Origin of the sequence: Kribbella koreensis (assembly GCF_039525325.1) — a bacterium.
Taxonomy (GTDB): Bacteria; Actinomycetota; Actinomycetes; order Propionibacteriales; family Kribbellaceae; genus Kribbella; species Kribbella koreensis.
Window position 1 is genome coordinate 1 of sequence record NZ_BAAAHK010000028.1, and the last position, 20,741, is coordinate 20,741.

19 protein-coding genes are annotated in these 20,741 nt (G+C 68.2%); 8 read left to right on the forward strand and 11 right to left on the reverse strand.

The window, feature by feature from the left end; translation table 11 throughout:
- Positions 1-431 precede the first annotated feature (431 nt).
- From ABD116_RS41455 to ABD116_RS41480, 6 genes are all read right to left on the reverse strand, one after another.
- Entirely contained in the window at positions 432-824 is a 393-nt protein-coding gene (locus ABD116_RS41455) for a TadE/TadG family type IV pilus assembly protein (protein ID WP_425552270.1), read from the reverse strand.
- A 476-nt stretch (positions 825-1,300) separates the two neighbouring features.
- Positions 1,301-1,498, reverse strand: a complete 198-nt coding sequence (locus ABD116_RS41460; protein WP_343984199.1) for a hypothetical protein — start codon at positions 1,496-1,498, stop codon at positions 1,301-1,303.
- Positions 1,499-1,512: 14 nt separating this feature from the next.
- The gene (locus tag ABD116_RS41465) at positions 1,513-2,451 is read right to left on the reverse strand and encodes a type II secretion system F family protein (RefSeq protein ID WP_343984201.1); all 939 of its coding nucleotides are present in this window, start codon (positions 2,449-2,451) and stop codon (positions 1,513-1,515) included.
- Complete coding sequence (locus tag ABD116_RS41470) at positions 2,448-2,726, reverse strand: hypothetical protein (protein WP_343984203.1); 279 nt, start codon at positions 2,724-2,726, stop codon at positions 2,448-2,450. Before ABD116_RS41470 ends, ABD116_RS41465 begins: the two co-directional genes overlap by 4 nt.
- Entirely contained in the window at positions 2,723-3,583 is an 861-nt protein-coding gene (locus tag ABD116_RS41475; RefSeq protein WP_343984205.1) for a type II secretion system F family protein, read from the reverse strand. Before ABD116_RS41475 ends, ABD116_RS41470 begins: the two co-directional genes overlap by 4 nt.
- On the reverse strand, positions 3,583-4,860 hold the full coding sequence (locus ABD116_RS41480) for a TadA family conjugal transfer-associated ATPase (protein ID WP_343984207.1): 1,278 nt from the start codon (positions 4,858-4,860) through the stop codon (positions 3,583-3,585). The genes ABD116_RS41475 and ABD116_RS41480 overlap by 1 nt, the downstream gene beginning before the upstream one ends.
- Before the next feature lie 285 nt (positions 4,861-5,145).
- On the opposite strand from ABD116_RS41480, the gene ABD116_RS41485 reads away from it, so the two are divergent.
- Together ABD116_RS41485 and ABD116_RS41490 are read left to right on the forward strand one after the other, a co-directional pair.
- Positions 5,146-5,646, forward strand: coding sequence for a SigE family RNA polymerase sigma factor (locus ABD116_RS41485; RefSeq protein WP_343984209.1), 501 nt, complete (start codon positions 5,146-5,148; stop codon positions 5,644-5,646).
- A gap of 14 nt (positions 5,647-5,660) precedes the next feature.
- Positions 5,661-6,938: a hypothetical protein gene (locus tag ABD116_RS41490; protein ID WP_343984211.1), complete on the forward strand. Its 1,278-nt coding sequence runs from the start codon at positions 5,661-5,663 to the stop codon at positions 6,936-6,938.
- Positions 6,939-6,976: 38 nt separating this feature from the next.
- On the opposite strand, the gene ABD116_RS41495 is transcribed toward ABD116_RS41490, so the two are convergent.
- Both ABD116_RS41495 and ABD116_RS41500 read right to left on the reverse strand, forming a co-directional pair.
- Positions 6,977-7,720: a GntR family transcriptional regulator gene (locus ABD116_RS41495; RefSeq protein ID WP_343984213.1), complete on the reverse strand. Its 744-nt coding sequence runs from the start codon at positions 7,718-7,720 to the stop codon at positions 6,977-6,979.
- A 100-nt stretch (positions 7,721-7,820) separates the two neighbouring features.
- On the reverse strand, positions 7,821-8,858 hold the full coding sequence (locus ABD116_RS41500; protein ID WP_343984215.1) for a Gfo/Idh/MocA family oxidoreductase: 1,038 nt from the start codon (positions 8,856-8,858) through the stop codon (positions 7,821-7,823).
- Between the two features lie 167 nt (positions 8,859-9,025).
- Here ABD116_RS41500 and ABD116_RS41505 point away from each other — a divergent pair, with 167 nt between their 5' ends.
- A complete protein-coding gene (locus ABD116_RS41505; protein ID WP_343984217.1) occupies positions 9,026-10,009 on the forward strand; it encodes a LacI family DNA-binding transcriptional regulator in 984 nt (327 codons plus the stop codon).
- Here the strand turns inward: ABD116_RS41505 and ABD116_RS41510 are convergent.
- Complete coding sequence (locus tag ABD116_RS41510; RefSeq protein WP_343984219.1) at positions 10,006-11,025, reverse strand: LacI family DNA-binding transcriptional regulator; 1,020 nt, start codon at positions 11,023-11,025, stop codon at positions 10,006-10,008. The two genes, ABD116_RS41505 and ABD116_RS41510, sit on opposite strands and share 4 nt — an antisense overlap.
- A 97-nt stretch (positions 11,026-11,122) precedes the next feature.
- On the opposite strand from ABD116_RS41510, the gene ABD116_RS41515 reads away from it, so the two are divergent.
- Complete coding sequence (locus ABD116_RS41515; protein ID WP_343984221.1) at positions 11,123-12,262, forward strand: phytanoyl-CoA dioxygenase family protein; 1,140 nt, start codon at positions 11,123-11,125, stop codon at positions 12,260-12,262.
- A gap of 14 nt (positions 12,263-12,276) precedes the next feature.
- Positions 12,277-13,278, forward strand: coding sequence for a Gfo/Idh/MocA family protein (locus ABD116_RS41520; protein WP_343984223.1), 1,002 nt, complete (start codon positions 12,277-12,279; stop codon positions 13,276-13,278).
- Here the strand turns inward: ABD116_RS41520 and ABD116_RS41525 are convergent.
- Positions 13,271-14,311: an amidohydrolase family protein gene (locus ABD116_RS41525; protein ID WP_343984225.1), complete on the reverse strand. Its 1,041-nt coding sequence runs from the start codon at positions 14,309-14,311 to the stop codon at positions 13,271-13,273. The genes ABD116_RS41520 and ABD116_RS41525 overlap by 8 nt on opposite strands.
- Before the next feature lie 58 nt (positions 14,312-14,369).
- Here ABD116_RS41525 and ABD116_RS41530 point away from each other — a divergent pair, with 58 nt between their 5' ends.
- From ABD116_RS41530 to ABD116_RS41540, 3 genes are all read left to right on the forward strand, one after another.
- The gene (locus ABD116_RS41530; protein WP_343984227.1) at positions 14,370-14,888 is read left to right on the forward strand and encodes a TetR/AcrR family transcriptional regulator; all 519 of its coding nucleotides are present in this window, start codon (positions 14,370-14,372) and stop codon (positions 14,886-14,888) included.
- An 88-nt stretch (positions 14,889-14,976) separates the two neighbouring features.
- On the forward strand, positions 14,977-18,375 hold the full coding sequence (locus ABD116_RS41535; RefSeq protein ID WP_343984229.1) for a glycoside hydrolase family 84 protein: 3,399 nt from the start codon (positions 14,977-14,979) through the stop codon (positions 18,373-18,375).
- A gap of 71 nt (positions 18,376-18,446) precedes the next feature.
- Positions 18,447-19,139 (forward strand): hypothetical protein, encoded by a 693-nt coding sequence (locus tag ABD116_RS41540; RefSeq protein WP_343984231.1) that lies wholly within the window; start codon positions 18,447-18,449, stop codon positions 19,137-19,139.
- A 36-nt stretch (positions 19,140-19,175) separates the two neighbouring features.
- Here ABD116_RS41540 and ABD116_RS41545 read toward each other — a convergent pair whose 3' ends face one another.
- The gene (locus tag ABD116_RS41545) at positions 19,176-20,672 is read right to left on the reverse strand and encodes a CoA-acylating methylmalonate-semialdehyde dehydrogenase (RefSeq protein WP_343984233.1); all 1,497 of its coding nucleotides are present in this window, start codon (positions 20,670-20,672) and stop codon (positions 19,176-19,178) included.
- Between the last annotated feature and the right edge of the window lie 69 nt (positions 20,673-20,741).

Below are 20,741 nucleotides of genomic sequence, written 5' to 3' on the forward strand. Positions count from 1 at the left end.
CTGCCCAGCCACCCCGCCACGCTCCGCTCCCCGACCTCGCCGAGCCCACTCCCATCGCCCAGCCCACCCAGCCCGCCCACTACGCCCAGCCCACTCCTGTCGACCAGCCCACCCGGCCCGGTCGCCTTGCCCAGCCCACCCGCCTTGGCCAGCCCGCTCACCGCGTCCGGCTTGCTCACCGCGCCCTTCTGGCAAGAGTTCGCCTGGCGGAGCGGACAGGTCCGCCGACGCACGCATAAGCGCCCCCGGCAAGCGCCTACCTCGGCGTGTCGGCCTGCTCGGTGAGAGTTGTGCGTGCGTGGCGGTCCACCGGCGTCGGGTTGGCGTGGCGGTCCACGGGGATTGGGTTTGCGTGGCGGTCCACCGGGGCTGGGTTGGCGTAACCGTCTGGGCGGGTTGGGTTTGCGTGACCGTATGGGTGGGCTGGCGGGTCATTCGCCGGTCTCCTTGACCGCGTGGCCTTCGACGGTGAACGAGATGCCAGGTCCCCACAACCCGAGCGGCGGCATGTGCGCCTTGACCACGACCAGTACGCCGGGTTGCCCATCGACATCGGTCGCCTGCCCCTCGACCGAGTCGATCAACTCGTTGCGAACAACCCCGTCGATCAACTCCCGAGTTCGAGCCTCCCCGTCCCCCGGCTCCCGATTGATCACCGACGCGTAGTGCGCCCCCTCGGACGCCGCCGCCGTGATCGTGTTCCGCACATACAAGAACAACCCCACCTGCAGCACCCCCAAAAACAACGGCACCACAAGCATCGAAACCATCACAAACTCCACCACCGCAGCCCCCCGCTCCCCCCGCGGCACTGGCCCGCGCACAGCTCCCCGCCCACTCCCCTCACCCCGTCCCGAGGCAGGGACCACAGCATCCCGCTCCCCCAATCGCAAAGCACGCAGCACCCCGCCCCGCTCACCCCGTCGCAGAGCGCGAAGTACAGCCCCCCGCACACTCCGTCCCGACGCACGGAGCACAGCACCCCAGCCACTCCAGTCGCCCCATCGCGACGAACGGAACACAGCGCCTTGGTCGCTCCGTCCCGAGGCACGGAGTACAGCACCCCGGGCACTCCAGTCGCCCCGCCGCGACGTACGGAGCGCGGCGTGCCGGTCATCCCGTTGCGGGGCGCGGGGTGCAGCGCTCCGGCGTTCGTCGCGTGGGAAGCGGGCGGGCCGGGTCCGCACCTCCGCCGCAGCTGGGCGGGTCGAAGCAGCGCCCCGGTTACTCCGTCGCGGGGCACCCCGAAGTACCGCCGGGACCTTGGGTAGGTGGAGCGGGTGGAAGTGGTGGGGTTGGGTCACTTGTTGGAGACGGAGTCCAGGGCTTTGCCTAGCATGTCGGCGAGTTTGGGGCCGGCGATGGCCCAGATCGCCACGACGAGGCCTGCCGTCATCACGGTGATCAGGACCCAGCCGGGGACGTCGCCGCGTTCCTTCGCGGCCGGTCTGGGCCTCATCACCAGCGTCAGGAACAGTCTGGTCATCAACAGGGACATGGCATCTCCTCAATTCATCCGGCGATCAGCCGGATCCCGACGGCGCCTGGGTAGAAGGCGAAGGCAATGGTCACCGGGAGCACGAGAAACACCACCGGAATCATCATGGCGACCTCCCGGCGGGCGCCCGACTCGATCAGCTCCCGGCGGCTGGCTTCGCGGATGTCACCCGCCTGAGCTCGCAGTACGTCGGCCAGCGGCGTCCCGCGCTCGAGCGCGACCGCCAGCCCATCAGCAAACCGCGACAGCGCCAGCAACCCGCTGCGATCCGCCAACGCATCGAGCGCCCGCACCAACGGATCACCCGCTCGCGTCTCGGCGAGAACTCGTTGCAGCTCATCGGCCAGCTCACCACGACACGACCGCGCAACCCGGTCCAGCGCGGCCGCAGGACCTTCGCCTGCAGCAACTGACAAGGCCAGCAACTCGGCGACGGTCGGCAACTCGGCCAGCAACCGGCGCTCGCGACGGCGCACCTGGCTGGTCAGGTACGTATCGCGGGACAGCACCCCGATGATCGCCAGGAAGCAACACAGGACCAGCAGCCCGATCGGATTCCCGATGCCCAACGACAACGAAACAAGGGCGATCAGCAACCCCACCCCGAACCCAGCGGCGCCCCACAACACCTGCTCGATCCGGAATTCCTCAACAGTACGGTCGATTCCGGCCCGCCCCAGCCGCCGCCGAATCGACGCGGCCCCACCCAGAATCCGCTCCAGCCGCCCCGCCCCGGCCCGCAACGACGGCCCGAACAGCCGCACGATCGCATAGAACGGCGACCCAGAATCCACCACTCCCCGGAACACATCGGACCCACCGAGATCCCGCAGATACGGCCCGATCCGGTCATCGACAGACGGCTTCCGCAGGAACGGCAACCGCCGCACCACCAGCAACAACCCACCACCGAGCAACCCACCCAGAAAAGCCCCCAGCACCATCGGACTCATCGCAGCAGCTCCCCACCGAACGTCGGCCGAAGAAAGGCGAGGTGGGGCGTCAGAGTCCACGCAGAACCCGTCGACCCGGTCGGGACGAAGGTGGCGTGGGCCGTCGGAGCCGATGCACCAGCCAGCGAGCGGGCCCGAAAGAACGTGGCCTGGGCCGTCGCAGCCGACGCACCAGCCAGCGAGCGGGCCCCAAAGAACATGGCCTGGGCCGTCGCAGCCGACGCACCGGCCAGCGGGCGGGCGCGAGGGAAGGTGGCGTGGGGTGTTGGAGTCATCGCAGCACCCGTTCTGGTTCTGGTAGGCGGCCGATGCGGAGCATCAGGCGGTAGGCGAAGACGCAGACGACGGCGCCGATGCCGATGATCAGGGCGCCTACCGGGGAGTTGTAGCGCTGGATTACGTCGCCTTGGAAGGAGAGCATGGCCAGGACCAACCAGGGGGCGGCGACTGCTACCCGGGCGCCGTTGACTGACCAGGATTGTCTGGCCTCCAGTTCGGATCTGGTGCGGGCGTCGTCGCGGAGGAAGCTCGAGAGGGAACGGAGCAGGCGGCCGAGGTCGCCACCGCCGACCTCGCGGGCGATTCGCAGTGCTTCGATCACGCGGTCGCCGACTGGGTCGGCCAAGCGAGCCTTCAACCGGTCAAGGGAATCCGCGAAGCGGCCAGTGGACGCATAGTCCGAACCGAACCGCCGGAACGGCTCCCGCAGCGGCAACGGCCCCCGCTCCCCTACCTGGGCCAGCGCCTCGGACAACGACAGACCAGCCCGTACTGCGGACGCGATGTTGTCGACCACATCAGGCCACAGCTCGCGGAACTCCGCCAACCGCCTGCGCGCCCGTCCCTTCAGCAAAGCGACCGGCGCCCCACCCGCCATCACGCCGAACACCAGCCCGATCGGCAACGCAGCCGAGACGAGGAACATCAACAGAAACGCGACAAACCCCGTGATCACACAGGCCCCGATGAACGCGGCCGGCGTCACGCCCTCAACCCCGGCGGCAGCCAGCAGATCCCGGCTGCGAGTCACCAGACGGCCATCCGTACTGACCTTGGCCTCACGCGGCGCGACGAACGTCCAGATGATCAGCAGTACGCCGATACCGAAGAAGAGACCGAGCAGGAGCCCCATCAGCTCAGCCCTCCCGGCAACTCGGTGAGCAGCCCGGCCGGCGAGTACCCACGCTGCAGGAAGCGCTCGGGATGCGGCAACTGCCCTTCAGCCCGCCGCAACTGCCCGTCGACCGTGGCGAACAGGTTCTCCGTCTCGATCGCCTGCCCCTCGATACGCCCGCTGACCGCGAGGATCTCGCGCACCCGGCGCTGGCCGTCATGACTGATCCCGAGGTGAACCACCAGGTCGACGCACCCCGCGACGGTCGGCAGTACGAACCGGGAGCCGATGTTCTCCCCCGCCAGCAGCGGCAGCGTGCACATCTTGGTCAGCGCCTCGCGAGCCGAGTTGGCGTGAATCGTGCACATGCCAGGAAGTCCACTGTTCAAAGCGAGCAGCAGGTCGAGGCACTCCTCGCCGCGGACCTCACCGACGATCACCCGCGAGGGCCGCATCCGCAGCGACTCCTTGACCAGGTCGCGCAACCGGACCTCGCCGGTCCCTTCGAGGCCTGCCTGCCGGGTCTGCATCGAGACCCAGTCCGGGATCGGCAGCTTGATCTCGAAGACCTCTTCGCAGCTGATCACCCGCTCGCTGCCGGGGATCGAACCGGACAACGCGTTCAGCATCGTCGTCTTGCCCGCCTGCGTCCCACCCGAGACGAGGATGTTGAGACCGCACGCGACGGCCGCGTCGAGCACCGCGGCGGCGTGCTGGGTCAGCGAGCCGAGCGCGACCAGATCGGCCAGCCGGGTCGCCCGGACGGTGAACTTGCGGATGTTGATCGCCGCGTAGCGCTGGGTGATACCGCCGAGCACGATGTGCACCCGGCTGCCGTCGGGCAGCCGCGCGTCGGTGAACGGCTGGGAGACGTCGATCCGCCGGCCGGTCGTCTTCAGCATCCGCTCGACCAGGTCGCTGACCTCCTCCTCGGTCAGCACCGTGGTGGTCAGCTCGTGCCGGCCCTCACGCGCGATGAACACGCGGCTCGGCTCGTTGATCCAGATCTCCTCGACCGCCGGGTCGTCGAGATAGCGCTGCAGCGGGCCGAAGCCGGCCACCCGGTCGTGCACCTCGCGGCTGACCGCTTCGAGGTCGCCGATCGGCGGCACGATCCCGGTCAGGCTGCGCTCGTCGTACTCCTTGACGACCGTCGCGACGATCGCGTTCACCGCGCCGGGGTTGCGCAGCGGGTCGATGCCCTCGCGCCGGACCAGGTCGCGGACCTGGGCGTCGATCAGCTCGACCGCGTCGCCGCCGACGTACCGGCGCGGGGCAAGTCTGTCGGCTGTCATCGTCTCCCCGTGAGCGTCTCGGACGGCGACCCGAGCGGTCACCCTGAGCGACATCCTTTCAACCCTGGGCCGACCGGCGCCACCCGGTCCCGACCGCCTGTGGATAACCGTGCCACGACACAGGCTCACAGAACGTATCGGTCGCCTCACCCCAAGTCCACCGAGTTGCACGTTGTTGCACCCAGGCGCGGGGCGGCGGACCTCTTGGCAGGGAGACTCGGGTGGGTGTAACGCCGGTGGCAGGACGGGGCGTCGTACAGGTGAGACCACGACGGAGAGGCCGGGATGAGATCTACGACGGACGACTTCGAGGAGTTCGCCAGAGCGCGAACGCCACAGTTGTATCGGACGGCTTGGTTGCTGACCGGGGACCGGCACCACGCCGAGGATCTGGTCCAGGAGACGCTGGCGAAGATGTTCCGGGCCTGGCGGGGCCTGCAGCGGATCGACAACCCGCCGGCCTACGCCCAGACAGTGCTGGCCAGGACCTTCATCTCGCAACGGCGCCGGCGCAGCTGGAGCGAGCAGCCGGTGTCCTCGATGCCGGAGCGGGCCGACCGGCCGGGTGATCCGGCGTTGCGGATCTCGCTGCAGAACGCGCTGGCCGAACTGGCCCCTCTCGACCGTGCGGTGCTGGTGCTGCGGTTCTTCGAAGATCGCAGCGTCGAACAGGTCGCGCTGGATCTCGGCAAGAACGCCGGTGCGATCAGGACCAGAACGTCCAGAGCCCTGGACCGGCTGCGCGCCGTCCTGGGCGCGGACGCCGACCACCTGATCGCTCTCTGAGAAGAAGGACCCCGATGAAGAACCTGAACGACACCCTGCCCGAGCTGATGCGCCGGGCCACCGAGAACCTCGACCCCGAGTCCACCGACCTGGTCGAACGCGGCATGGCCCGCGGCCTCACCCTGCGCCGCCGCCGCACCGCCCTGTTCACCGCCACCGGTGCCACGGCGGTGCTGGCCACAGCCGCCGTCATCGTCGGCGGCAACCAGCTCTTCGCCAAGGACGCCCAACCCCCGGCCGCCAGTACGACGACCAAGCAGTCGACCGCGGTGACCAAGGAAGCGCCTAAGCCGGTCACCATGAAGGAGACCCAGGCGACGCTGACCAAGCTCCTGCCCGCGCGCCTCAAGGTCGCCAAGGCCCAGGTCTGGGACGACGGCGGGGGCTACCAGGCCGAGCTGATCGTCAACGACGGCAAGGGCCCGTCCCTGCTCAGCCTGGCAATCAGACCAGCGTGGGGGAAGGACCAGGGCTGTTCGGACCAGAAGCCCGGAACCTGCGCCCCTCGCGCGGACGGCTCAGTGCTCACGGTCGTGAAGGACGAGGTCGACGAGCGGACTCCTGGCGTCCTCACCAACCGTATCTACCTCATTCGCCCCGGCGGCGAGACGATCGCCCTGTCGAGCCTCAACGGCCCCACCGTGACTCGCAACGGCGCCGTCACGGTCGAGAAGTCTCGCCCCAAGCCCCCGCTGACCACGGCCGAACTGGTCAAGATCGCGGACAGCGACACCTGGCGCTTCCCGCCGAAGCCGGTGGAGTCGAACACCCCGGAGAAGCCCCAGCCGACGAGCCCCGGGGTGAGCAAGCCGCCGGTACCGGTGCAGGAGACCCTGCAGACGCTCAGAGCCGTACTACCGAAGGGCCTTCAGGTCACCCAGCCGCAGACGCGGGGTGGCACTCCGGAGGATTACAACGCAGCCTCTGTGATCGTCGACGATGGCAAGGGCAAGTCCTATGTCGAGGCGTTCGTCACCTACGAGGTGCCGACGGTCAAGAAGTGCGGAGTAGAGGGAGCACCGAACCACTGCAAGGTCCTGCCAGGTGGCGGTGTGGCCGGCTGGGACAAGAACTCCCCTGAGTACAGCGACGCCCGGCAGAACAAGGAGGGCGTACTGGGGAACACGGCCGTGATCCGCTACGCGGACGGCCGCTACATCAGCATCACCAGCTACAACGCGATTGCGGAGAAGGGGTTCAAGCACACCCGGCCCAAGCCGGCCATCAGCGTCGAGAAGCTGCTGGACATGGCAGGCGACAAGGACTGGAAGTTCCCCGGCACCAAGAAGTAAAGGCTCTCTCGTCCGCCGCCGGCCCTCTGAGGGGTGGGTCAGCGGTGGACGAGGGTGTGCTCGAAGGCGTAGCGGGAGGCGCGGAACAGGTGTGAGCCGTACTCCACCGCGCGACCGTGGTCGTCGTAGGTGATCCGTGTGGTCGCCAGCAGCGGGCAGCCCGGCTCTTCCATCAGGAGCCGGGCTTGCTCTGCAGTAGCGGGTTGAGCCGAGATGGTCTGGTGCGCCACCTTCAGGCGAACCCCCTCAGCCCGCAGCAGCTCATAGAGTCCGCGCTCGGCCAATGTGTTCGGGTCGGTGTCGAGCATCTCCGGGGGCAGCCAGTTGCGCATCAGGGCCAGTGGCTCGCCGTCGGCGCGACGGAGCCGCTCCAGGCGCAGTACGCGATCGCCCTGCTCGCATTGGAGGGCAGCGGCGACGTCTGGGGTCGCCGGGGCGATACCGAAGCGCAGTACCTCCGTCTGGGGCTTGCGATGCGCAGCGGCCAGGTCGTCGTACAGGCTGGTCAGTTCGAGGCTGCGGCGGACCTGGCCCGAGTTGCCGACGACCTGGGTGCCCACACCGCGCTTGCGGACCAGCAGGCCCTGGTCGACCAGCCGGGCGATCGCCTGGCGGACGGTGGGGCGGCTGAGGCCGTACGCCTCCGCGAGGTCCACCTCGTTGCTGAGCCGGGAACCGACCGGAAGGTCACCGCCCTGGATCGCCGCTTCGAGCTGCTGCGCGAGTTGTACGTGAAGCGGGGTGCGGCTGGTGCGATCTACGCTGACCTGGACGGTGCTCATGGGCACATCTTGGAGGGTCGGGGGCGCACCGTCGAGTCGAAGCATCGATTTGATCAGATCTCTTCCAATCTCGTGCCGGCGAGGAGAGCGCGGGAAAGCCTCATCCGAGCTCGTCGAGTTGGACGGGACGCCGTTCCTCGTGCGACTTCATCGCAGCCAGCGCGACCCGCAACGCGTTGCGGGCGTCCTCGCCGGTGACGGGCGGGGCCGAGCCGGTCCGGATCGCGTCGGCGAACTGCGACATCTCCGCGACGTACGCGTCGGTGAACATCTCCTCGTCGCTGCGCAGCGTCTGCTGGCTGATCCCGTGCTCGCCGTAGTGCAGCATCGGAGTGTTCGCGTGCCGCCCGGCCGTCACCATCCCCTTCGACCCGAACACCTCCCCGCGCACGTCGTACCCGTACAGCGCCGAGAAGTTCGCCTCCGCCGTCGCGATCGCGCCGTTGTCGAAGCTGAGCATCACCGCGGCGGTGTCGATCAGCCCGGTCTCCTTGTACTGCGGGGCGACCAGCGCATCGGCCCGTGTGTACACCTCGACCGGCCGGCCGCCCGGGTTGAGCCAGAGCAACGTGTCGAAGTCGTGGATCAGCGTCTCGCGGAAGATCGTCCACGGCTTGATCCCGGCCGCATGCGTCATCCCGGCCGGCCAGCCGGGATCGCGGGTGACCGAGCGCATCAGCTGCGGCGTACCGATCTCGCCGTTGACGACCGCGGCGTGCGCGGCCGCGAAGTCGCTGGCGAAGCGCCGGTTGAAGCCGACCTGGAAGACCACACCCGCTTGCTTCGTCGCCGCGATCGCGCGGTCCATCTCGGCCAGCTCGAGCGAGGCCGGCTTCTCGCAGAAGATCGCCTTGCCTGCCTCGGCCGCGCGGACGACCAGCTCGCTGTGCACCTTCGCGATCGAGGTGATCGCGACCGCGTCGATCTCGGGATCCTTCAGCACGTCGTCGATGTCCGGGTACGCCCGGGCGTCGTACTTCGCCGCGAGGCTCTCGGCCACGTCGACCCGCGGGTCCACCACCGCGGCCAGCTCGGCGGCCGGCACCCGGCGCGCGACGTTGCCCGCATGCATGGTGCCGATCCGGCCGGCGCCGATCAACGCGATCCGGATGACTTGCAGCCCATGGTCGGTACGCATGTGGTCGATCTCCTCATGACGTGTGGTGTTCCCCGTTGTGACGAGCAACTACTAGTAGTAGCAACATCTACTAGAGCGCTCTAGTCACGAGCTAGCGAACACTGCTTTGATGGGCCCGTCAAGAGTTCTGCGGCGTAATCGTTTTCGGACTAGTTGGAGGTGATTCCTTGTCCCGCGCGACGATGGAGGACGTCGCCCGGCTGGCCGGGGTGTCGCGAGCGCTCGTCTCGATCGTGTACCGCGACGCGCCAGGGGCCAGCGATGCGACCAGGGCACGCGTACTGGCCGCAGGGAAAGAGCTCGGCTACCGGCCCGACCACCGCGCCCGGCTGCTCGGCCGCACCAGGACCCGGTTGCTCGGCGTGACATTCGACGTCCGGGCTCCCTTCCACGGCGACCTGGTCGAGGCCCTGTACTCCGCTGCGGAAGCCGCCGGCTACGACCTCGCGCTCAGCGCCGTCGCCCCGTCGCGTGCCGAGCCCCGCGCCGTGCAGTCCTTGCTGGACTACCGTTGCGAGGCATTGATCCTCCTCGGCCCACAGCTCTCGCCATCCGCCCTGTCGGCCCTGGCCGAGTCACAGCCCGTCATCTCGATCGGCCGCAACGTCCGCGCGGCCGGCGTCGACGTAGTACGGACTGATGACGTCGCCGGTTCACGGCTGGCCGTGGAACACCTGCTGTCGTTGGGCCATACGAGCATCCTGCACATCGACGGCGGCAAGACGCCGGGCGCGACAGAGCGGCGTACCGGCTATCGCAAGGCCATTCGCCATGCCGGCTTCGAGGCGCACGTCCAGCCCGGCGGCCGCACCGAGGCCGACGGAGCCGACGCCGCCAAGACCTTCCTCAACGAGCCCCCACCCGTCACCGCCGTCACCCTCTTCAACGACCGCGCAGCGATGGGTTTCCTGGACACCATCCGCCAGTCCCCCTTGGAGATCCCAGCAGACCTCTCGGTGGTCGGCTACGACAACACCGCCATCGCCGCCTCCTCCCACCTCAACCTCACCACCGTTGCGCAAAACACCACAGCACTGGCTACCCAGACCATCACCACCGCGCATGCCCGGCTGACCGGCACTCCGCCGACCAGCCCAGTGGTGATCCCCCCGACCCTGGTCCCCCGCTGCACTACTGCGCCACCGCGCTAGGTAGGCAGGTTGTGCGGGGTGATCGGGTAGATGTTGGAGGGAAGGGAGTGCGGGGCGTCCGGGAGAAGGTGGTGGGCCTGGAGAAGGGCGTGGCAGCTGCGGCGGAGGTCTGCGGGGAGGTCGTGGTGCAGGACGAGCGATAGGGCGCCACTGCGGAGTAGTGCCCGGTTGTCGGGGTCCAGGTCGTGGCCTATGAAGCAGCGGTAGGGGCGGTTTAAGTCACTGAAGGCGTTGACGATGGCCTGGTTGCCGCCGCCGATCGAGTAGACAGCGTTGATGGCGGGGTCTGCAGTGAGGGCCTTGAGAGCGAGGGCATGGGTTGTGGCGTCCAGGCCGTCGGTGTTGTTGAGCTCGACGATCGAGCGGTCGGGGGCCGGCCGGCGGAGGGTGGTACGGAAGCCCATCTCGCGCTCTTCCTCACCACGGAAGGTGTCGCGGCTCAGGGTGACCAGAATGTTGCCGGGGGCATCGCCGAGCCATTGGGAGACCAGGTACGCCGCAGTAGCCCCCGCCGCTCGATTGTCGATCCCGACGTAGGCGACCCGACGGCTCGTCGGCAGGTCGGTCACCAACGTCACCACCGGAATCCCGGCCGCGACCAGGCGATCGACCGCCTCGACGACCTCCGGCTCGTCCGGCGCCTTGAGGATGACGCCCTGCGAGCCGCGCCGGCGTACCAGGTCGAGCGCCTCGACCATCGCGGGCGCCGACGCCGTCTCGTCCAAGGCGAACCGGGCACGGATGACGGCCGGCCGCAGACCCGGCAGCTCACCCTCCAGGGCCGCCCTGACCGCACCGGTGAAGCGCGCAGGCGCCTGCATGACCAGGTCGACCACCAGCGTGCGACCTCCGAGACGCAACTGGTCCTGTTGCCGCTCCAACTCCCGGACGGCCCGGTCGACCTGACGCTGCGCGCGCGTGCTCACCCCGGCCCGGCCGTTCAGCACCCGGTCGACCGTGGTCTCGCTCAGCCCGGCCTGCACCGCGATGTCGCGGACGCGAAAAGCACGGCTCATTCGCGCTCCCCGGATGACGGGTTTTTGACGGGTTTCAGGTGTACCGCCTCAATCATCCAGGCACCAGGCTGAAGCCACCACGAGAGGAGCCCTACCGATGACCTGGCTCAAGCCCGAAGACGCCCGCCTGGAAGACCTGCTCGCCGTACTGCGCACCGGCACCGACCCCGCCGGCTACCCGTACGCCGACGCGATCGAGCAGCAGGTCCCGCTGTACGACGCCGCCCGCATCCGTAAGGAGGACCCGCCTTCGGTGCAGGCCGAGCTGGCGAAGGCGCTCAGCGACGGCCCCGGCATCGTCGTCCTGAAAGGTGCTTTCGGCAACGATGTGGTCGACGCCACGACGGCCGAGTTCGGCAAGATGATCGACGACCAGCACCGGGCCGGGACCGCGGCCGGCGACCACTTCGCCAAGCCCGGTGCCAACGACCGGGTCTGGAACGCCTTGGAGAAGCTGGCGCTGCGGGCGCCCGAGGTATTCGCCGCCTACTACTCCAACGAGCTGTTCGCGTTGACGGCGAAGGCGTGGCTCGGCCCGGCGTACCAGGTCACGTCGCAGGTGAACGTGGTGAATCCGGGAGGTGAAGGTCAGACGGTGCATCGCGATTACCACCTCGGATTCCAGTCGAACGAGGTCGCGGCTCAATACCCTGCTCATGTGCACAAGCTGTCCAGCGTGCTGACACTGCAGGGGGCGGTCGCGCACTGTGACATGCCGGTGGAGAGTGGGCCGACGCTCTACCTGCCGCACTCGCACAAGTACGAGCTGGGTTACCTCGCCTGGCGGCAGCCCGAGTTCGGCGCGCACTTCGTCGCTCATCACGTGCAGTTGCCGCTGACCAAGGGCGACGCGGTGTTCTTCAACCCGGCGCTGTTCCACGCGGCCGGCAGCAACCACTCGAGCGACATCTTCCGGATGGCGAACCTGCTGCAGATCTCATCGGCGTTCGGCCGGGCGATGGAGAGCGTCGACCGGGTCCGGATGGCGGTCACCCTCTATCCCGTACTGCGTACTCTGCGGCACGATGACGCCTTCGATCTGGACAATGTCATCGCCGCGAGCGCCGAGGGATACGCTTTCCCGACCAACCTGGACCGGGACCAGCCGATCGGCGGGCTCGCTCCACAGACCCAGGCCGATCTGGTCCGCCAAGCCCTCGCCGAGGACTGGCCCGACATCCGGCTGCAGCAGGCCCTCGACGAGCACACCGTACGCCGCCGTACGGCTGATATCTGAGCAAGGGAGAACGCATGGAACCGCTTCGCATCGGAGTCCTCGGCGCCGCCCGGATCGCGGGCCGCGCGATCGCCGAACCGGCCCGGCTGACCGGCGCCCGGCTGGTCGCGGTCGCTGCCCGGGATACCGGCCGGGCGGAGGCGTTCGCCGCCGAGCACGGGGTGGAGCGGGTGCTGGCGAGCTACCAGGACGTGATCGACGATCCGGAGGTCGAGGCGATCTACAACCCGCTCGCCAACGGTCTGCACGGTCCGTGGAACCTCCGGGCGATTGCCGCCGGCAAGCATGTACTGACGGAGAAACCCTCCGCGAGCAATGCGACCGAGGCGGCCTTGGTGCGTGATGCTGCGCGCGAGCGGGGCGTAGTACTGATGGAGGGCTTCCACTACGTCTTCCATCCGGTGACGCGGCGGCTGCACGAGTTGCTGGCGAAGGGTGAGCTCGGTGAGCTGCAGCACGTCGAGGCGACCATGGTGATGCCGCCACCGGCCGACGACGACCCGCGCTGGTCGCTGTCGCTCGCTGGTGGTGCGGTGATGGATGTCGGCTGCTATGCGCTGCATGCGCAGCGGATGCTCGCGCCCTGGGGTGGTGGAGCGCCGAAGCTGGCCAGTGCCCGGGCAGGAGAGCGCAAGCGGCTTCCTGGTGTGGATGAGTGGCTCAATGCCGACCTTGTGTTCCCCAACGGGGCTACTGGCGCAGTGCGGACGAGCATGGCCGGTGAGGAGCTCGACTTCAGCCTGCGGATCATCGGTACGCGGGGTGAGGCGTTCGCACCGAGCTTCGTCCTGCCGCACCTGGACGACCGGGTCACGGTGAAGACCAAGGAGGACACCTGGGTCGAGCGGCTCGGTACCAAGTCCTCCTACACGTACCAACTGGAGGCGTTCGCCGCGCACCTCCGCGACGGCGCACCGCTGATCACCGACGCCGACGACGCCCACGCGACGATGGAACTCATCGACGCCTGCTACCGCGACGCCGGCCTCCAGCCCCGCCCTTCCTCGACTATCTAGCCGCCCACACCCTGGTGATGGCCCGGGTGGCGTTCAGGTCCTTCAGCGGATCTCCTGCGATCAGCAGGAGGTCCGCCCGTCGGCCTGCCTCGACAACACCTCGGTCTGCCAGCTTGAAGTGCTTCGCTGGTCCGGCTGTCGCCGCAGTGAGAGCTTCGGCGTTGGTCAGGCCGGCTTGGGTCAGCAACTCGAGCTCCCGGTGCAGGCTGGCGCCGTACTCGACCGGTGGAACACCAGGCTGATCATTGGCGTCGGTACCGGCGAGGATCGGCACACCCGCTTCATGCAGCGCGCTGACCGTCTCGAGGGCATCCTCAAGGCGAGTGCCTCTGAGCTTGCTGATCGACTCCGCCATCGTCAGCGTCGGTACTACGACCTGCCCGGCCGCCGCGATCGCCTCGACCTGCTCAGGACGCAGCACCTCCCCAGGCGGCACGTGGGTGACGATGTCCACGCCGATGGCGATCGCGAGATCATAGGCGCCCAGCGAAGTGGCGTGAGCGATCGTCCTCAGCCCTGCATCGCGTGCAGCCACAACAAGCGCCGCAGCCGTTTCGGGGTCTGGTCCGCCCTCTCCCGGTGCTTCGAGGACCAGCTTGAGGTAGTCGGAGCCGTCCGCGATCCGGCTGCTCACCATGTCGCCGGCCTGCTCCGGCGTACCGGCGTACGCGCCCTCCGGCATCCCGAACTGCGCATGCCGCCCACCCCGGCCGATGACCGGCAGCCCCGCGCTCCTGATGTCGGTGACGCCCGGCTGGTTGCGCAACGACTGCACCAGCGAGGCCGGCCAGGTCGCCATGTCGAGCGCGGTGGTCACGCCGTACGACACCAGCTTCGCCAGCGTCTCCGGCCCCTTCAGATGCAGATGCGCGTCGATCAGCCCCGGCAGAAGCGTCAAACCGTCCGCCTCGACCACCTCGGCAGGCTCACCTGCTTCAGCCGCGATCACCTGGCCGTCGATCACCACATCCCGCGGCCCGGTGAGCTCCCGCCCGTCGAACACCCGAGCCCCACGAATCAGCGTCGTCGCCATCGGTCCTCCTCCGTACGGGACAACTAGCACTTTATAGTACAAGCTGTACCATAAGTGCATGACGAGCCCCACCGACCCCCGGATCGAGCGGACCCGGCAGCACGTGCTCGCCTGTGCTCGCGCGCTGTTGCTGACCGAAGGCGCCGAGGCGGTGACCTTCAGCGCACTGGCCAGGCAGGCCCGCGTCTCGCGCAACACCCTCTACCGGCACTGGGCGACCCCCGAGCAACTACTCGTCGACCTGACCCTCGAGTACTACGTGATGCGCGTCGACGACAACGAGTCGATGACCGTGCCCGAGTTCCTCCACGGCCTGCGCGGCAACCTGAGCACGTCGGAGACCGCGTCGATTCTGACGGCCCTGATCGCCCGGGCGCACCGCGACGAGAGCACGTCCGAGGCGCTCCAGCACCTCGCGGGCCGGCGCAAGGAGGCGCTCGCCGCGATCACCGGTCCGCTCAGCGACGCCCAGTTCGCGGCGCTCGTCGGCCCACTCTTCTACCAGGCATTCGTCGCCCGCGGCCGTCTCGACGACGCTTTCGTCGACGAACTCATCAGCCTGACCACTCCAGGTTAAACGTTCAAATTTGTTCCGTTGATGCCTTGACGCGCACTTATGAACAGTGGCTAACTAACTGGAGCCGCCCAGTCATGAGGAGACTCCCGTGCGTCGTCGCTCGCTGTCCTTACTGTCCGTCGTCGGTCTGATCGCGCTGGCCGCGCCCTTCGCCTCCTCTGCGGGCACAGCAGCCAGTACGCCGTACGCCGGCCCTGCTGCCGGGCCGGTCTCGCCGCAACCCCAGCAGGTGACCAACCGGAGTGACGGGTTCGCCCTGCCGCCCGTGGTCGGGCTGGTGCGGGGCAAGGACTCCGATGCGGACAGCGAACGAGTCGTGCGGCAGGTGCTCAACCGGGCCGGGGTGACCGAGGTCAAGGCCACCGACGGCGTCGACCCCGGTACGCCGACCACCATCTGGCTCGGTGAAGGACCCTTGGACGGGCTGCAGGTCAGCGGTAGTGCCGGGTTGCCCGCCGAGGGGTACGTGCTGGCGGCTGGGCGCGATCGTCAGGGCCGCAATCAGGTAGTACTGGATGGCGTCGACACCGACGGCACGTACTACGCCGCCCAGACGCTCACTCAACTCGTGCAGACCCGGCACACCGGCACCGACTGGATGCCTGGCGTCTCGATCCGGGACTGGCCGACCATGCGGTACCGCGGCTCGATCGAGGGCTTCTACGGCACGCCTTGGTCGCAGGCCGACCGGCTGGATCATGTCGACTACCTCGGCGCGCACCGGATGAACACCTACGAGTACGCGCCGAAGGACGACCCGTACCACCGGGAGAAGTGGCGCGAGCCCTACCCCGCCGACAAGCTCGCGCAGCTGGGCGAACTCGTCACCCGCGCCCGCCAGAACAAGGTCGACTTCACCTTCGCCCTGTCCCCCGGACTCGACATCTGCTACACCTCCGAGTCGGACTTCCAGGCGCTGATCGCGAAGTTCGAGGCGCTCTACGCGCTCGGCGGACGGTCGTTCAACGTGCCGCTCGACGACATCGACTACAACACCTGGCACTGCGACGCCGACCGGGCGAAGTACGGGACCGGCGGAGCCGCCGCCGGACGCGCGCAGAGCGAACTGCTGAACCGCGTCCAGCGCGAGTGGGTCGAGACCAAGCCCGATCTCGCACCGCTGCAGATGGTGCCCACGGAGTACTACAACGTCTCGGAAAGCCCGTACAAGAAGGCATTGCGGGAGCAGCTCGACTCCGACGTCGTCGTGCACTGGACCGGCGTCGGCGTCGTACCGCAGACGATCACAGCCGCACAGGCCGCTGCCGCGAAGGCCGTCTTCGGGCACAACATCCTGATCTGGGACAACTACCCGGTCAACGACTATGCGGCCGGACGCCTGCTGCTCGCTCCGTACAGCGGCCGCGAACCCGCCCTCGCCGCCGACGTCGTCGGCATCATCTCCAACCCGATGAACCAGGCCGCGGTCAGCAAGATCGCGCTCTACTCCTTCGCCGAACTCGGCTGGAACCCTGCCTCCTACAACGAGCAGGCCTCCTGGCTTCGCGCCCTGGCGGAACGCTCCGACGGCGAGCAGCGCACGATCAACGCCCTGAAGGTGTTCGCCGACCTCAACACGTACGACGGCACCCTCCACTCGGCGAGCGCGCCGGTGCTCCAGGCCGCGATCGACACCTTCTGGCAGACCTGGCGTACCGGCGACAGGGCTTCCGCGATTGCGGTACTCCGGCCAGTCGTGAAGGCCGTCGCCGAGGCGCCGGCCACGATCCGCGCCGGCGTGCCCGATCCGGCCTTCGCCGCCGAGGCAGAGTCGTGGCTCAAGGCAACCGAACTGTGGGGCCAGGCGATGCTGCGCGGACTCGATCTGCTCACCACCCTCGACAACGGGAACGGCGCCCGCGCCTGGACGGCCCGTCAGGAGATCGATGCGCTGGTCACCCAGGCCAAGGCGATCCGCGACAGCCGACTGCCGCACAGTGGGACGTATCCGCGGATCGGCGAGCGCGTCGTCGACGAGCTGCTCGCCGAGATCGGCCGCGTCCAGGATCGCTGGCTCGGCGTCGTCCCGGCGCGTGCTGCATCGACGACGCTCGGCATCTATCAGGACAACGTGCCGGCGCGGATGGTCGACGGCGACCTGAACACGTTCTTCTGGAGCAATGGGACTCCTGCGCCGGACTCCGAGGTGCGGGTCGACCTCGGCGAGAGCACGGCGATCGGTGACATCGCCTTGCTGATGGGCAAAGCGGGCAGTCCTAGCGACTTCATCCAGTCGGGTGCGCTCGAGTACTCGGTCGATGGGGCTCACTGGACCGAGCTGACGCGTGCCACCACGGCCGAGGTACGGGTCACGGCGCCAGTTGGAACGAAGGCGCGCTATGTCCGGTACCGGGCGTTGGCGGCGGACGACTTCTGGGTTGTCGTGCGTGAGTTCTCGGTGCAGACGCTTGGCGGCGGCAAGACCTCGATGACAGTCACCGGTACGCCGACGCCCGCCACGGGTTCGTCGTACCAGGCAGCCGTCGATGGCAACGTTGGGACGGCCTATCTGGCGGGCAATGCGCCGGTAGCCGGGGACGCGTTGGTGGCGACGCTGTCGGCGCCTCGGGCTCTTGCAGCGGTGACTGTGCTCCAGCGGACGGCCGCAGTGGGGTCTGCTGAGGTAGAGGTCCGCGTTGGCGGGCAGTGGCGTCAGGTTGGTCGCGTGACGAGGGCATACACCGAGTTGGCTTTTGGCAGCCTTCAAGCGGAGGCGATTCGCCTTGTATGGAACGGCGGGAGCGCTACCCCACAGGTAGCCGAGCTGATCCCGCGCTGGGCGGATGCACCGCCCGTCACGCTCGCAGTCGACGACACCGACGTGGTCCGGGGTCAGACCACCACCGTCAACGTCGCCCTGGCTGCGCCCGTCGATGTCACGGGCACGCTCTCCATCGCAGCTCCCGCTGGCTGGGGAGCGCCGGCTAGCCAGCAGGTCGAGGTAACACGCGGCTTCACTCGCACAGTCTCCTTGAAGCTGACCCCACCAGCCGACGCGCCTCTGACGGCAGTCGCCATCCCGGTGACCTTCACGATCGGCAGTCAGACCTACACCAGCACGCTGACCGCGTCGGTTCGCCCGAAGACCTCCACCACCAACGCCCTGCTGAACCGACCAGCCACCGCATCAAGCGTCGAGCCCGGCACCTCCTTCACCCCGGACCTCGCCATCGACGGCAACCCGACCACCCGCTGGGCCTCTGGCTACGACGACGCTTCCTGGCTACAGGTCGACCTGGGCACCACCACTCGACTCGGCAAGGTGGTCCTCCAATGGGAAGCCGCCTTCGGATCGGCGTACCGGCTGGAGGTCTCCGACAACGGCACTACGTGGACCACCGCAGCCGACATCACCGGCGGCGACGGCGGTACCGACACCGTCTGGCTCGACGCGACCGGCCGCTACCTACGCCTCCAGGGAGTCGACCGCGCCACGACCTACGGCTACTCCCTGTATGACTTCGCCGCCTACGCGATCGTCCCGTGACCGTATTGCAAGTCCATCCAGACTAGATCTCAACTCACTCTGAGTAGTCACCGAGCCTCTACATTCGACCCATGCGGCAGACGATCAGAAGACTTCTGCGGTCGACGACCGCAGGAGGAGCTGCTCTCCTGGTGATCGTGGCCGGCCTCGGTACGCCGACGCCGGCCTTCGCCAACACCAGCCGGCCGAACACGGACTCGTTCAGCATCAGCAAGTGGCTCGTGTTCCCCGAGCTGTTCCTGTGCCTGAACTACTCCGTGACCGGCACCCTGACCTACAAAGCGGTCCGGTACGGGCCGGTCGACGGCAACATCGACTATCGCGTGGCCAGTCCGCAGGTGGTGGCGCCGACACTGACCGTCAACGGGTATCAGTACGACTCGGTCAGCCATGGGTGCACGCGGAAGCCGCTGGCGTGGCTGAAGCTCGACGTGCAGCACGCGTACAAGGGCTACGGGTGCTCGTTCAATCCGAGTATCAGCGTGCAGGTGCCGTTCTCGATCGGGGTCGGCTTCTGGCCGAGCTGCGGCAACCGGAAGGTCGGCTTCTGGAACTCCAGCTATGGGCAGGCGAAGAGCTGGAAGCAGTACAACTCGTCGGCACGGGTGAAGTTCGATCAGCAGAGGTGGTACCAGCCGCAGCACAATCCGCTGCCCAAGCCGAGTTGCTACGGCGTGATGGTCCGGTACCACGTGTACATGCGTGGGATCGACGACACGAAGGACACCGGGCAGCTCGCGATCTGCCCGACTCCTGAGTGGTGACTTCGACTGGGGTAGTCACCACTCAGGAGTGAGCGGTCAGTCGTGCGTCGGGAAGCCCAGGTTGAGGCCGCCGTGGGATGGGTCCAGCCAGCGGGAGGTGATGACCTTGCCGCGGGTGAAGAAGTGGACGCCTTCGGTGCCGTGGGCGTGGGTGTCGCCGAAGAGTGAGTTCTTCCAGCCGCCGAACGAGTAGTACGCCATCGGGACCGGGATCGGCACGTTGACGCCGACCATGCCGACCTCGACCTCGGTCTGGTACCGCCGGGCAGCGCCGCCGTCGTTGGTGAAGATCGCCGTGCCGTTGCCGTACGGATTCGAGTTCACCAGCTCGAGCGCCGCGTCGTACGACGGGACGCGCAGCACCGACAGCACCGGCCCGAAGATCTCGTCGGTGTAGATCGACATATCCGGGGTGACCTTGTCGAACAGCGTCGGGCCGAGCCAGAAGCCATCGTCGCCACCGTCGAACGGACCCTCGCGGCCGTCGACGGCCAGCTCCGCGCCGGCCTCGACCCCGGCCTCGACGTACCCGACGACCTTGTCGCGGTGCGGTCCGGTGACGAGCGGGCCCATGTCGCTGCCGCGGGTGCCGTCGCCGGTCTTCAGCGTCCCCATCCGCTCGCGGATCTTGGCGATCAGGTCGTCGGCGACCGGCTCGACCGCGACCAGCGCGGAGATCGCCATGCAGCGCTCACCGGCTGAGCCGAAGCCGGCGTTGACGGCGGCGTCGGCGGCGAGGTCGAGATCGGCGTCGGGCAGGACGACCATGTGGTTCTTGGCGCCGCCCAGCGCCTGGACGCGCTTGCCGTTCCGGGTGCCGGCCTCGTAGACGTAGCGCGCGATCGGCGTCGAGCCGACGAACGAGACGGCCTTGACGTCGGGGTGCTCGAGCAGCCGGTCGACAGCCTCCTTGTCACCGTGCACGACGTTCATCACGCCGTCCGGCAGCCCCGCCTCCTTCCAGAGCGCGGCGACCGCGTTGACCGCGGACGGGTCCTTCTCCGACGGCTTGATCACCACGCTGTTGCCACAGGCGATCGCGATCGGGACGAACCACAGCGGCACCATCGCCGGGAAGTTGAACGGCGAGATGACCGCGACCACGCCGAGCGACTGCCGGATCGAGTAGACGTCGACGTTGGTCGAGACGTTCTCGCTGAAACCGCCCTTGAGCAGGTGCGGGATGCCGCACGCGAACTCGACCACCTCCAGCCCACGGGTGACCTCGCCGAGCGCGTCCGAGAGCACCTTGCCGTGCTCGGCGGTGATCAGCGCGGCGATCTCCTCCTTGCGCGCGTTCAACAGCTCGCGGAAGGCGAACAGCACCTGGGCGCGCTTGGTGAGCGAGATCGTGCCCCACGCCTTCGACGCGTCGTGGGCGACCTTGACCACCTCGTCGACGGTGGCCGCCGAGGCCAGGTCGAGCTCACCGGTCGCCTCGCCGGTGGCCGGGTTGTAGACCTTGCTGGTCCGCTCGGAGACTCCCGTCCACGGGCTTCCGCCGACCAGATGGGTGATTCGCTCAATGCTCACAGCTGCATCCCTCGCTCGTTCGGTAAGTCTGCGTTCCTCGTCCGATGACCTCGCCGGCCTTCATCCGTC